This is a genomic window from Pseudoxanthomonas spadix BD-a59 (assembly GCF_000233915.3).
In the GTDB taxonomy this organism is placed as follows: Bacteria; Pseudomonadota; Gammaproteobacteria; order Xanthomonadales; family Xanthomonadaceae; genus Pseudoxanthomonas_A; species Pseudoxanthomonas_A spadix.
Window position 1 is genome coordinate 3,387,094 of record NC_016147.2, and the last position, 12,722, is coordinate 3,399,815.

The 12,722-nt window shown below is 68.3% G+C and carries 9 protein-coding genes and 1 riboswitch; of the genes, 4 read left to right on the forward strand and 5 right to left on the reverse strand.

Features of this window, described 5'->3' with window-relative positions; all coding sequences use genetic code 11:
- Positions 1-40 precede the first annotated feature (40 nt).
- The 4 genes from DSC_RS15295 (at position 41) to DSC_RS15310 (ending at position 6,376) form a co-directional block, all read left to right on the forward strand.
- Positions 41-2,740 carry a bifunctional acetate--CoA ligase family protein/GNAT family N-acetyltransferase gene (locus tag DSC_RS15295; protein ID WP_014162115.1) on the forward strand — a complete coding sequence of 900 codons (2,700 nt, stop codon included), beginning with the start codon at positions 41-43 and terminating at the stop codon, positions 2,738-2,740.
- A gap of 207 nt (positions 2,741-2,947) precedes the next feature.
- Complete coding sequence (locus DSC_RS15300) at positions 2,948-3,418, forward strand: hypothetical protein (RefSeq protein ID WP_014162116.1); 471 nt, start codon at positions 2,948-2,950, stop codon at positions 3,416-3,418.
- Between the two features lie 289 nt (positions 3,419-3,707).
- Complete coding sequence (locus DSC_RS15305) at positions 3,708-4,667, forward strand: TerC family protein (protein ID WP_014162117.1); 960 nt, start codon at positions 3,708-3,710, stop codon at positions 4,665-4,667.
- Positions 4,668-4,852: 185 nt separating this feature from the next.
- Positions 4,853-6,376, forward strand: coding sequence for a cation:proton antiporter (locus tag DSC_RS15310; RefSeq protein ID WP_014162118.1), 1,524 nt, complete (start codon positions 4,853-4,855; stop codon positions 6,374-6,376).
- A gap of 168 nt (positions 6,377-6,544) precedes the next feature.
- Here the strand turns inward: DSC_RS15310 and DSC_RS15315 are convergent, their stop codons facing one another.
- The 5 genes from DSC_RS15315 to DSC_RS16960 all read right to left on the reverse strand — a co-directional run bounded on the left by DSC_RS15315 (position 6,545) and on the right by DSC_RS16960 (position 12,664).
- Entirely contained in the window at positions 6,545-6,949 is a 405-nt protein-coding gene (locus DSC_RS15315) for an acyl-CoA thioesterase (protein ID WP_014162119.1), read from the reverse strand.
- Positions 6,950-7,139: 190 nt separating this feature from the next.
- The gene (locus DSC_RS15320; RefSeq protein ID WP_043290783.1) at positions 7,140-8,159 is read right to left on the reverse strand and encodes a ribonucleotide-diphosphate reductase subunit beta; all 1,020 of its coding nucleotides are present in this window, start codon (positions 8,157-8,159) and stop codon (positions 7,140-7,142) included.
- Positions 8,160-8,337: 178 nt separating this feature from the next.
- Positions 8,338-10,680 (reverse strand): ribonucleoside-diphosphate reductase subunit alpha, encoded by a 2,343-nt coding sequence (locus DSC_RS15325; RefSeq protein WP_425476629.1) that lies wholly within the window; start codon positions 10,678-10,680, stop codon positions 8,338-8,340.
- Between the two features lie 266 nt (positions 10,681-10,946).
- Positions 10,947-11,165, reverse strand: a riboswitch (cobalamin riboswitch).
- 64 nt (positions 11,166-11,229) lie between these two features.
- Positions 11,230-12,099, reverse strand: coding sequence for a sterol desaturase family protein (locus DSC_RS15330; RefSeq protein ID WP_014162122.1), 870 nt, complete (start codon positions 12,097-12,099; stop codon positions 11,230-11,232).
- A gap of 112 nt (positions 12,100-12,211) precedes the next feature.
- Positions 12,212-12,664: an EF-hand domain-containing protein gene (locus tag DSC_RS16960; RefSeq protein WP_014162123.1), complete on the reverse strand. Its 453-nt coding sequence runs from the start codon at positions 12,662-12,664 to the stop codon at positions 12,212-12,214.
- Positions 12,665-12,722: the final 58 nt, after the last annotated feature.

Sequence of the window (12,722 nt, forward strand, 5' to 3'; positions counted from 1 at the left end):
CGTGTACCGTATGGGCTGTCGCCACGCCGGCCCAACGTGCATGAGTACCTACCGCCTCAAGTCCGTGTTCGCCCCGCAGTCGATCGCCATCATCGGCGGCAGCCCGCGCGAGCGCTCGGCCGGACGCGCGGTGGTGCGCAACCTGAAGGCCTCCGGCTTCCCCGGCCAGATCGCCTGGGTCAACACGCGCTATGACCAGATCGACGGCATGGCCACCGTGCACGAACTGACCGACCTGGCCTATGTGCCCGACCTGGTGATCGTCACCGCCCCGGCGCCGATGGTGCCCAAGGTGGTGGCCACCGCGGCGCAGCGCGGGGTCGCCGCGGCCATCATCCTGACCGCCGGCCTGGGCCAGGGCCCCGGCTCGCTGGCCGAGGCCACCGAACAGGCCGCACGCGCGCACGGCCTGCGCCTGCTCGGCCCGCACTGCCTGGGGGTGATCGCCCCGCATGCCAGGCTCAATGCCAGCATCGCTGCGCACACGCCGCTGCCGGGCGACCTGGCGCTGATCTCCGAATCCTCGGCCATCGCCGCGGCCCTGGTGGAATGGGGCGTGCAGCACGAGGTCGGCTTCTCCGCGGTGGTGTCGCTGGGCGATGCGATCGACGTGGACTTCAGCGACCTGCTGGACCACTTCGCCCTCGACCGGCACACCCGCGCGATCCTGCTCTATGTCGAATCGATCCGCGACGCGCGCAAGTTCATGTCGGCCGCGCGCGCGGCGGCGCGTGGCAAGCCGGTGGTGGTGGTCAAGTCCGGGCGCGCACCCAACAGCGGCGGTGCCACCCACACCCAGACCCTGGCCCGTTCCGATGCGGTCTACGACGCGGCATTCCGGCGCGCCGGGCTGCTGCGGGTGGGCGCGCTGGACGAGCTGTTCGCCGCCGCGCAGACCCTGGGCCGGCTCGGGACCTTCCCCGGGCGGCGCCTGGCGATCCTGTCCAATGGCGGCGGCGTCGGCGCGCTGGCCCGCGATCAGCTGGGCGCGCTCGGCGGCACCCTGGCCACGCTCTCCAGCGCCACCGTGGACAGGCTGGATCGCGCGCTGCCGGACTGGTCGCGCAGCAACCCGGTGGATATCGTGGTCGACGCCGATGGCGAGCGCTATGCGGCGGCCATCGAGGCGCTGCTGGCCGATGCCGAGAACGACGCGGTGCTGGTGGTCAACGTGCCGACGGCCTTCACCTCCTCGGCCGATGCCGCGCGCGCGCTGGTGCGCAGCGCCGGCCAGCGGCTGCGCTACAGCCGGGCCAAGCCGGTGTTTGCGGTGTGGCTGGGCGGTGGCGAAGCGGCGCTGTCCGCGCTCAACGCCGCCCACATCCCCAACTATGCGACCGAGGCCGACGCGGTCGCCGGCTTCATGCATCTGGTGCGCTATCGCGAAGCGCAGACCGCGCTGATGGAAACCCCACCCAGCCTGCCCGAGGACTTCGTGGTCGACAGCACGGCCGCGCGCGCCATCGTCGAGGCCGCGCTGGCCGAGGGCCGCCAGTGGCTGGACCCGATCGCCGCCAGCAACGTGCTGCGCGCCTACGGCATTCCGACCGCCCGCATCTGGGCCGCGGCCGATGCCGACGCGGCGGTCAGGCTGGCCCAGCCGCTGCTGGACGAGGGCCTGCCCGTGGCGGTCAAGGTGTTGTCGCCGGACATCATCCACAAATCCGACGTCGACGGCGTGCGCCTGAACCTGGTCTCGGCCGAGGCCGTGCATGCGGCCACCACCGCGCTGATCGAGCGCGCACGCCGGCTGCGCCCGGATGCGCGCATCGACGGGGTGGTCGTCCAGCCCACCGTGCTGCGGCCCAAGTCGCGCGAGCTGATCGCCGGGATTGCCGATGATCCGGTGTTCGGTCCGGTGATCGTGTTCGGCCGTGGCGGCAGTGCGGTGGAAGTGATCGACGATGTCGCCCTAGCGCTGCCGCCGCTGGACCTGCGCCTGGCCCACGAGCTGATCGGCCGCACCCGCGTCTCGCGCATCCTCAAGGCCTATCGCGACGTGCCGGCCGCCGACGAACGCGCCGTGGCCCTGGTGCTGGTCAAGCTGGCACAGCTGGCGGCGGACATCCCCGAGATCCGCGAGCTGGACATCAACCCGTTGCTGGCAGATGCCGGCGGCGTGGCCGCGGTGGACGCGCGCATCGCGGTGGCCCATTCGCGCCAGCTGCACAAGGGCCGTGGCCATCCACGGCTGTCGATCCTGCCCTATCCCAAGGAATGGGAGCGCCAGCTGACCCTGACCGATGGCAGCGCCGTGTTCGTGCGGCCGGTGCGGCCGGAAGACGAAGCACTGTTCCGTGCGTTCTTCGCCAGGGTCAGTGACGAGGACCTGCGGCTGCGCTTCTTCCAGTCGATGAAGCACTTCAGCCACGAGTTCCTCGCCCGCCTGACCCAGCTGGACTACGCCCGCTCGATCGCGCTGGTGGCGCTCAATGGGCAGGGGGAGATGCTGGGCGCGGTGCGCCTGCTGGCCGACGCCAACTACGAGCGCGGCGAATACGCCATCCTGGTCCGCTCGGACCTCAAGGGCGCCGGCCTGGGCTGGCAGCTGATGCAGATCATGATCGAGTACGCGCGCCGGCAGGGCCTGCGCCTGGTCGAGGGCCAGGTGCTGCGCGAGAACCGCACCATGCTGGCCATGTGCCGGGAGCTGGGCTTCAGCTTCAAGCCCGACCCGGACGATCCGTCCATCGTCAACGTGACCCTGCCGGTCGGCGACGCCGCGCGCGCCAGTGCCTGATGCTGCTGGACGTGCTGGTCAGCCAGATCGAGACCCATGGCCTGCTCGGCTGCCGAATGCAACCCTGGTCTGCCGGAGCAGGCCGCCTCCGGCCAGCGTGGGTTAACGCGCCGCTGGTAGCGTGGATGGATGTGCTGTCCGGGCGCCGGTGCCTGGTGGCGCCGCTTGCGCGCCGCGGCTGCGCCTTCTCCCCAAGGTCCTCGCGCCATGAACGCCGCCCCCATCCTGTCCCTGCTGCTGCTGGCCGCGCCGCTGGGCGCGCTGGCCCAGGCCGGTCCGCTGGACCTCAAGCTCAAGGACGACCCGGCCTTTTCCGCAGCCGATCCGCCCGGTGCCTATTACGGCGATCACAGCGGGCCTGTGCCGAGGGACATCGTGCCTGCGCGTTCGGAACTGGACGACGGCAAGGCCCACCTCCATGGCAGCTTCACCACCGGCATGGGCTACTCCACCGGTTACGGCAGCAGCACCTACCACGCGGCCGACCTCAGTATCGGCAAGGCCTTCACCAGCGAACAGGGCCGCACCAGCGTGATGCGCATGGATATCCACGTCAGCAAGGGCGATGGACCCTTCCATGGCCCTTACGGTGACGGCGACTACGGCGGCGGCAACCGGCCCGGCCCGCGTTCGGCAGGCGGCGCGTCCATGCGCTGGTTGCAGGACGCCCCGGAGTGACAATGCCGTCATTCCAGGGCCTCTCCCAAGCCTGGGCCCGGCTTTCCGATTGACCGATCACGGCTGCGGCCGCGACAATCCGCGCCAGAAGGGGAGTAGCTCCCACGCGCTGTGATCGTCATGACGGGCCTGGTGCCCCGGTCCAGCGGCAACCGGTCCAGATCATTGACCGGCTGTGAGCGAGACCTTCGCCGCAACGGCGAAGGCGTGTGCCCCGGATCTGCCAAGACTCCAGACGCACCCACCGGACCCCGTCGCTCCCGTCCCTCTTACGCGTGGAGAAAACCAGATGCAGACAGTGGCCAACCCTTGGCTATGGGGTGGATTCGTGGTCGTGGTGATCGCCGCGTTGCTGGCCGACCTGGTGCTGATGCGCCACGGCGGCGCGCACAAGGTGAGCTTCAAGGAAGCGCTGTGGTGGTCGATCGCCTGGGTCACCCTGGCCCTGGCGTTCAACGCCGGCCTGTGGTGGTACCTGCACCAGACCCTCGATGCGGCCAACGCCGGCCGCATCGGCCTGGAGTTCCTGACTGGCTACCTGGTCGAGAAGTCGCTGGCGGTGGACAACATCTTCGTGTTCCTGCTGGTGATGAATTCCTTTGCCCTGCCCGAGGAGCAGCGCCAGCGCGTTCTGGTGATCGGCGTGCTGGGCGCAATCGTGCTGCGCGCGGTCATGATCTTTGCCGGCGCTGCGCTGCTGACCAGGTTCCACTGGCTGCTGTACGTGTTCGGCGCGTTCCTGCTGCTCACCGGCATCAGGATGTGGTTCTCGGCCGGGTCCGAGCCGGATCTGGAAGCCAATCCGGTGTTGAAGTACATGCGCAGGCACCTGCGCCTGACCGAGAGTTATGTCGGCCACAGGCTGTCGGTGGTGCGCGAGGGCAAGCGCTGGTACACGCCGCTGTTCGTGGTGCTGATCCTGATCTCGGTCACCGACGTGATCTTTGCGGTCGACTCGATCCCGGCGATTTTCGCCATCACCACCGACCCGTTCATCGTGCTGACCTCCAACGTCTTTGCGGTGCTGGGCCTGCGCGCGATGTTCTTCCTGCTGGCCGGCATGGCCGACCGTTTCCACCTGCTGCCCTACGGGCTGGCGGTCATTCTGGTGTACATCGGCGCCAAGATGCTGGTGGTGGACTTCATCCAGATCCCGGTGCTGGCCTCGCTGGGCGTGGTGTTCGCCATCCTGGCCCTCACCGTGTGGCTGAGCCTGGCCCGGCCGCCAAGGCCTGACGCACACGGCTAGGCACAGGCGCCTTGCAGGCGGGGGTGATGCGGGCGCTGCAGTGCGGCCGGCACAGCCGGCAACGCTGTCGGTGCTGCCGCAGGCGCATCAGGATTTTCGCCCTGCCGGAATGGCCTGGCCTCACGCGCCAATGAACACGGGCCGGCTACGTTTGCCGGCCCGGTTTTCATCGGAAAAAGCCACGCATGGCCCTGTTCCAGACCCTGGTCGTGCTGCTGCTGGTGGCCGCGCTGCTCTCGCAGCTGGCGCGCCGCACCGGTCTACCCTACCCCAGCCTGGTGGCGGTGGCCGGCACGGCGGCGGCAGCGATGCCGTGGGTGCCGCAGGTCGGGATCGACCCGAAGCTGGCCATGACCCTGTTCATCGCCCCGGCGCTGCTGTCGGCCGCGTTCGAGACTTCGCCCCACGAGCTCCGGCACAACTGGCCGCCATTGCTGGCGCTGGCGGTGTTCGCGGTGCTGCTGACCACTGCGGCGGTGGCCTGGCTGGGCGTGTCGATGGCCGGCCTGCCGCTGGCCGCGGCGATCGCGCTGGGTGCGGTGGTGGCGCCGCCGGACGCGGCCGCCGCCCACGCGGTGCTGGGCCGGCTGGGCCTGCCGCGGCGCACGCTGGTGACCCTGCAGGGCGAAAGCCTGTTCAACGATGCCATCGCCCTGGTGTTGTTTGGCGGCGCGGTGGCCATGGTCCAGGGCACCGACCATCCCTGGCAGTCAGTGGCCGGGCTGCTGCTGGAGGTACCCGGCGGGGTGCTGCTGGGCGCGGCGGTGGGCTGGGGCTATTCCAGGATCGGAGCAATGTGGTCGGGCAGCCAGAGCGCGACGATCTTCGAATTCGCCGGCACTTTCCTGGTGTGGACGGCGGGCGAGCGCCTGCATGTGTCGCCGGTGCTGGCCGTGGTGACCTACGCGATGCTGCTGGCGCGCTCGGCGCCACATCGCCAGCACGTACGCGGCCGGGTGCATTCGTTCTCGATCTGGGATGCGGCGGTGTTCGTGCTCAACGTGATCGCCTTCCTGCTGATCGGCCTGCAGGCGCGCGAGGTCGTGACCGGCCTGCAGGGCGCCGAACGCTGGCACGCGCTGGGCTTTGCCGCGGCAGTGCTGGGCGCGGTGGTGCTGGTGCGGGTGCTGTGGGTGATGCTCTATCCGCTGCTGCTGCGCGCGCTGCTGCCCGGCCACGAGCCGCAGGTGCACGGCCAGACCCGGGTGCGGCTGGTGGTGTCCTGGTCGGGCATGCGCGGGGTGCTGACCCTGGCCACGGCACTGTCGCTGCCGGGTGATTTCCCGGGGCGCGACCTGATCGTGCTGTGCGCGCTGGCCGTGGTGCTGGGCACCGTGGTGCTGCAGGGTGCCACCCTGGACGCGCTGATCCGCTGGCTGAAGATTCCCGCCGACACCACCACCACGCGCGCCATCGACCAGACCCGCGAGCGCCTCGAGGCGGCCGGGCGCGAGGAGCTGGAGCGGCTGGCCGCCAGCGACACCAATCCCGAGGCCCTGCGCCGGGTGCGCGACTGGTATCACGCAAAACCGGCCCCGGGCGAAGTCGAAGCCAAGCGCCGCCTGGTCCAGGCCGAACGCCGCCAGCTCAACGCACTGCACGCCCGCGGCGAGCTGCCCGAGGACGCCTTCCGGATCCTGCAGGAGGAACTGGATCTGCGCGAGCTGAGCCTGTCCGAGCCGGAGGCGCGCAGGATCGAGGAAGTATGAGCCCCGCGATACAGGCGTGTGTCATCGGCGGGGGAATGCACGCCTGCTCCACTGCGCTTCGGTCAGAACCACGCGAAGACCCGGCCGGGCAAGACGCGGCGCGGCAGGGATTTGGTGCGGCCACGCGCCGATGGGACCTGACCCCGCTCGGCAGCCCAGGCACCGTGCTCAGAGTTTCGGCAACGCCGGCACGGCGGTCGGACGACCCAGGGGATCCAGGGCGATCATCACGAAGCGCCCGCGCGTGCATAGCTTGCGCTCGCCGGACAGCAGGTCCTCGGTGATCACTTCCACATCGACATTCATCGAGCTGCGGCCGACCTTGACGATGCTGGCGACCACCTCGACCAGGTCGCCCTTGCGGATCGGTTGGCGGAAATCGACCTGCTCCGAGCGCGCGGTGACCACGGTGGTGCGCGCATAGCGCGAGGCAACGATGAAGGCGGCCATGTCCATCCACGCCAGCGCCTGGCCCCCGAACAGCGTGCCCAGATGGTTGGTGTGGTCGGGAAAGACCATGTGCAGCAGGCGGGCCTGGAGCGGACGCACTTCACCGGCAGGGACTTCGGACATCGCGGCAACTCCTGAGTTGGACCCTGCGCAGCGCGCGCAGAGGTCCATTGTCGCCGGTGTAGGGCATGGCCGCGCATCGCAGGAATGCGTGCACGGTTGCCAAGCCTTCGGGACATTGGCCGCGCTGGGCGGCGCTTCCATTTCCGCCCCGTCGGCTTCGGCAGCGCCGATCCAGCGCGCAGGACACCGCTCAGAACGCGTGGTCGAAGCCCACTTCACCCTGCACGCCCACCTGGTAGGACGAGACCCGGCGCTCGAAGAAGTTGGTCAGCTCCTGGACGTCCTGCAGCTCCATGAAGGGCAGCGGGTTGCGCACGTTGTACTTGCGCTCCATGCCCAGCCGGGCGAAGTGGTTGTCGGCGCAGTGCTGCAGGTACTGGCGCATGTCGCGGCTGGAGATGCCGGCCACGCCGCCGGACAGCACGTCCTCGGCGAACTGCAGCTCGCATTCGATCGCCTCTTCGAGCATCGCCTGGACCTGTTGCTGCATCTGCTCGTCGAACAGGTCCGGCTCCTCCTCGCGGACCACGCGCACCGACTCGAACGCAAAGGCCATGTGGCAGCTCTCGTCGCGGAACACCCAGTTGGTGCCCGAGGCCAGGCCCGGCAGCAGCCCGCGCGAACGGAAGTAGTACACGTAGGCAAAGGCTGCGAAGAAGAACAGCCCTTCGATGCACGTGGCAAAGCAGATCTGGTTGAGCAGGAACTGGCGTCGGTGCGCGCGCGTCTCCAGGCGGCCCAGGTCCTGCAGGCTGTCCATCCACTTGAAGCAGAACCCGGCCTTGTTCCTGATCGAGGCGATGTTGTCCACCGCGGCGAAGGCCTTGCTCCGCTCGCCCGGTTCGGGCAGGTAGTTGTCCAGCAGGGTCAGGTAGAACTGCACGTGCAGCGCTTCCTCGTAGAGCTGGCGCGACAGGTACATGCGCGCTTCGGGCGCGTTGAGATGCTGGTAGAGGTTCAGCACCAGGTTGTTGGACACGATCGAATCGCCGGTGGCGAAGAAGGCGACCAGCCGGTGGATCAGGTGGCGATCGGCCGGGGTCATCTTGTCGTGCAGGTCGGCGATGTCGATCTGGAAGTTGATCTCCTCCACCGTCCAGCTGTTCCTGATGGCATCGCGGTACATGTCATAGAACTGCGGATAGCGCATCGGGCGCAGGGTCAGTTCAAAACCGGGATCGAGCAGCATCTGACGGGGGTGGGCGGACATGGGTTTCTCGCTTGTGATTTCTTTCCTTCTCCCGTCGGGAGAAGGTGCCCGAAGGGCGGATATCGAAGCCGCATCCCTGCGGCTGAGGTAAGGGCGAAGGCGATGATGCCGGAGCCCTCATTGACTCCGCCGCACCCTCACCCCAACCCCTCTCCCGACGGGAGAGGGGCTTGAAGCATTACTGGCAGGCCTCGCAGCCTTCCGGATTTTCCAGCGAGCAGCTCACCGCCTCGTCCGGGGTGAACGCCGGCTTCGGAGCGGGCGCTTGGCTGGCGTCGTGGCTGAGGGTGGCCTTGGCGATGCGGGTGGCCGGGCGCGAGCGCAGGTAGTAGGTGGTCTTGAGGCCCTGCTTCCACGCGTACATGTACATGGAGGACAGCGCGCCGATGTTCGGGCTCTCCATGAACAGGTTGAGCGAGGCGGACTGGTCGATGAAGGCGCCGCGGCCGGCGGCCATGTCGATCAGCGAGCGCATCGGGATTTCCCAGGCGGTGCGGTAGATCTGGCGCAGCGTCTGGGGAATCTGGGCGATGCCCTGGATCGAGCCTTCGGCCAGCTTGATCGCATCGCGCATCTGCGCAGTCCACAGGCCGAGCTTCTTCAGCTCGTCCACCAGGTAGCGGTTGACCTGCAGGAAGTCGCCCGACAGGGTCTCGCGCTTGAACAGGTTGGACAGCTGCGGCTCCACGCACTCGTAGCAGCCGGCGATCGAGGCGATGGTCGCGGTCGGGGCGATGGCGATCAGCAGCGAGTTGCGCAGGCCGTGCTGGCGGATGCGCGCACGCAGGGCGTCCCAGCGCGCGGTGTCTTCCGGGGTCACATTCCAGGCATCGAACTGCAACGCGCCACTGGCCGCGCGGGTGTCGGCGAAGGACGGATGCCTGCCGCGTTGCTGGGCCAGTTCGCACGAGGTTTCCAGCGCGTGGAAGTAGATGGTCTCGGCGATCTTGTTCGACAGCGCGCGGGCCTGCGCGCTGTCGAAGGCCAGGCGCTTCTTGAAGAACACGTCCTGCAGGCCCATGCAGCCCAGGCCGACCGGACGCCAGCGCAGGTTGCCGCGACGCGCGGTTTGAATCGGGTAGAAGTTCAGGTCGATCACCCGGTCCAGCTGGTGCACGGCCAGGCGCACGGTCTGGGCCAGCTTGTCGAAATCGAAATCGCCGTGGTCGTCGAAATGACGGCCCAGGTTGATCGAGCCCAGGTTGCACACCGCGGTCTCGTCGCTGGAGGTGACCTCCAGGATCTCGGTGCACAGGTTGGACAGGTGGATCACGTTGCCGGCGCGCAGGGTCTGGTTGCTGGCCAGGTTGCACTTGTCCTTGAAGGTCATCCAGCCGTTGCCGGTCTCGGCCAGGGTGCGCATCATCCGGGCGTAGAGCTTGCGCGCGGCGATGGTCTTGGTGGCCTTGCCCTGGGCTTCGGCCTGCAGGTAGGCGTGCTCGAAGGCCTCGCCGTACAGGTCGGGCAGTTCCGGGGTGGTCTTGGGATCGAACAGCGACCACGGCGCATCGGCTTCCACGCGCTGCATGAACAGGTCCGGCACCCAGTTGGCCAGGTTGAGGTTGTGGGTGCGGCGGGCGTCGTCACCGGCGTTGTCGCGCAGCTCCAGGAAGTCTTCCAGGTCGGCGTGCCAGGTTTCCAGGTACACGCAGGCCGCGCCCTTGCGCTTGCCACCCTGGTTGACCGCGGCCACCGACGAATCCAGGGTCTTCAGCCACGGCACGATGCCGTTGGAATGGCCGTTGGTCGAGCTGATCAGCGAGCCGCGGGCGCGCACGCGGCTGTAGCTGACGCCGATGCCGCCGGAGAACTTGGACAGCTGGGCGATATCGCCGTACCTGGCGTAGATGGACTCCAGCGAGTCCTGCGGCGAATCCAGCAAAAAACAGCTGGAGAGCTGCTCGTGGGTGGTGCCGGCGTTGAACAGGGTCGGCGAGGACGGCAGGTAATCCAGCCGGGCCATGCGCTGGTACAGCGCCAGCGCTTCGGGCACCTCTTCGCTCAATGCGCTGGCGATGCGCAGGAAGAACTGCTGCGGGGTCTCGATCACCTTGCGGGTGTGCGGATGGCGCAGCAGGTAGCGGTCGTACAGCGTGCGCAGGCCGAAGTACTCGAACTCCCGGTCCAGGTTGAGGTCGATCGCATCGTTGAGCTTGCGCGCGTTAGCCTGCACGAACTCCAGCAGGCGCGCGTTGATCAGGCCGACTTCGTGGCCGCGGCTGATCGACTGCGAGAAGGCGTGGATCTGCTGGCCGGCCACTTCCTTGGCGATGCAGTTGGCCAGCAGGCGCGCGGCCAGGCGGCCGTATTCGGGCTCCTCGCCGATCAGCAAGGCGGCGGTGCGGATCGACAGTTCGTCCAGTTCCTGGGTGCTGGCCCCGTCATACAGGCCGGAGATGGTGCGGGTGGCCACGCGCATCGGATCGACCGCGTGCAGGCCATCGGCGCAGCGCTGGACGGCACGCACGATCTTGTTCAGGTCCACCGCCTCGCTGCCGCCGTTGCGCTTTTTCACGCGCATCACGGTGGCGGTGGGCGGTGGGGTCAGCAGGAATTGTGCGTCGGCCGGGCGCGGCGCCACGGCGGAATCGGTCTGGGTCACGAGTCGGTTCTCCATGCATGATGCACGCCCCGCGCCTGTCCCGAGCAAGGCGAAGGACGGCGTTGGCGTTGGAGTGTGGGACGGCGGCGTCGCAAGGACCGCGACGCCCGGACGGGCCGGCGGCGGCCTTCGCTTCATCCGCCATCTTCCCCTCGGAAGACGCCGCGGCCAGGACCGCGCGATGTGCGTGCGCGCGGCTGTCGGCAGGTCTTCGGACTCATGGGCATGAAGGCCAGACCTTCTCCTCCTCCGCCGCTTCCCGGGCGCTGGCCCAGTGCTGATGTGGCGGATTCGTTCCCAGTTACCGCTGCGGGGCAGCGTCGGAATTGGCCTCGACGGCCGCACCGACTTCCCTTTTGATCCGCGACGAGCAAGTCCGCAGAACCGACAGCCACAAGATAGTGTGGCCGAAGGGCTCCGTCAACGCTAAATGTGGTGTGCGGCTCTTACCCCCAGCGGCGGCGGGTTTTACCGCCTGGAACGTGGCGCCTGGCCGTGGCTCGGCTTGCCGCCAGGTGGGCCGGACAAGGTCTGCCACACCTCCTTCAGCGACCGGGTCCGGCGCAGGTCGGCGAACAACCCGATCCAGCCGTGCAGCGCAATGCGTACCGGGTTGTAGCTGCGGATCGGTTCGACCAGGCCGTAGCGGATCGGCACCCCGGGCTGGACCTGGCCAAATGTGCCGAACAGCCGGTCGAACACGATCAGCACCCCGCCGTAGTTGCAGTCCAGGTACTGCGGATTGCTGGCGTGGTGCACGCGATGGTGGGCCGGGGTGTTGAAGGCCCATTCGAACCAGCGCGGCAGCGTGCCGATCAGCTCGGTATGCAGCCAGAACTGGTAGATCAGGTTGAGCGCCAGCGCGCCGATCACCACCGGCACCGGAAAGCCCAGCCACACCAGCGGCGCAAAGCACACCGCCGCAGCGGTGATCTGTCCGGTCCAGCCCAGCCGGTAGGCCGAGGCCAGCGTGTACTGGTTGGGGGAATGGTGCACCGCGTGGTTCAGCCAGAACCAGCGGATGCGATGGTCGGCCCGGTGCATCCAGTAGTAGCAGAACTCCACGCCGAGCAGCAGCCCGAGCCACTGCCACCACGTGTCCATGTGCAGGGTGGTGATGCGCCACTGCGCCACGGCATACAGGGCCAGGCCGACCAGGCCGCCCTGCAGCACGCGGTTGACCACCCCGCGCACCAGCGCATCGGCCAGCGAGGCCCAGTAGGCCTTCCAGTCGTAGGCCTGCCCGCGACGCAGGCGCAGCCACCCTTCGGCCGCCGCCAGCAACGGCAGGAGCAGCGGAATGATCAGTAGCCAGCGGTAAGGGAGCAGATCATGCATGGGGCGGATTCCACGGCGCCTTCAATGGCTGCCGTTGGCAGCGGGGACCGGCGGGGAGCCGTCGGCGCGAGGCGGAACGGGCGGGAACACGCATGAACCCACCCGTGGCCGCTCAGCGCTGACCCTGGCGCCGGCCGGCAAAGCGCGAAGCAACCTGCTGCACTTCCTCCACCGACAGCTTGCCGTCGGCGTTGAGGTCCAGGCGATCGAAGGCCCTGGCCACGCGCGGCAGGCTGGCATCGGCCTCGGCGCGGTCGATGTCGCCATCCTGGTTGGTGTCGGCAGCGCGCAAACGGTCCAGCACCGAATTCCTCATTTCGGCCTGGGACAGCCTGCCGTCACGGTCTGCATCCAGTACGTCGAAATTCTTGGAAATGGGATTCAACGCATCGGCCTCGGCACGATCGATGTAACCGTCCTGGTTGGTATCGGCCTTGGCCCAGCGCTGCTGCAGCGCCTGCTTCTGGGCTTGGGTCGGTTCGGGCAGGGTCATCTGGGCGAAGGCGGCCGGGGCAAGGAACACCAGCAGCAGCGGCAGCAGGCGGATTTCATGTGGAAGTTTCATGTCGATACCTGGTTCGGATCCGGGTGGGAGAAAAGGTGTGATCGTCGACCACCGCTGC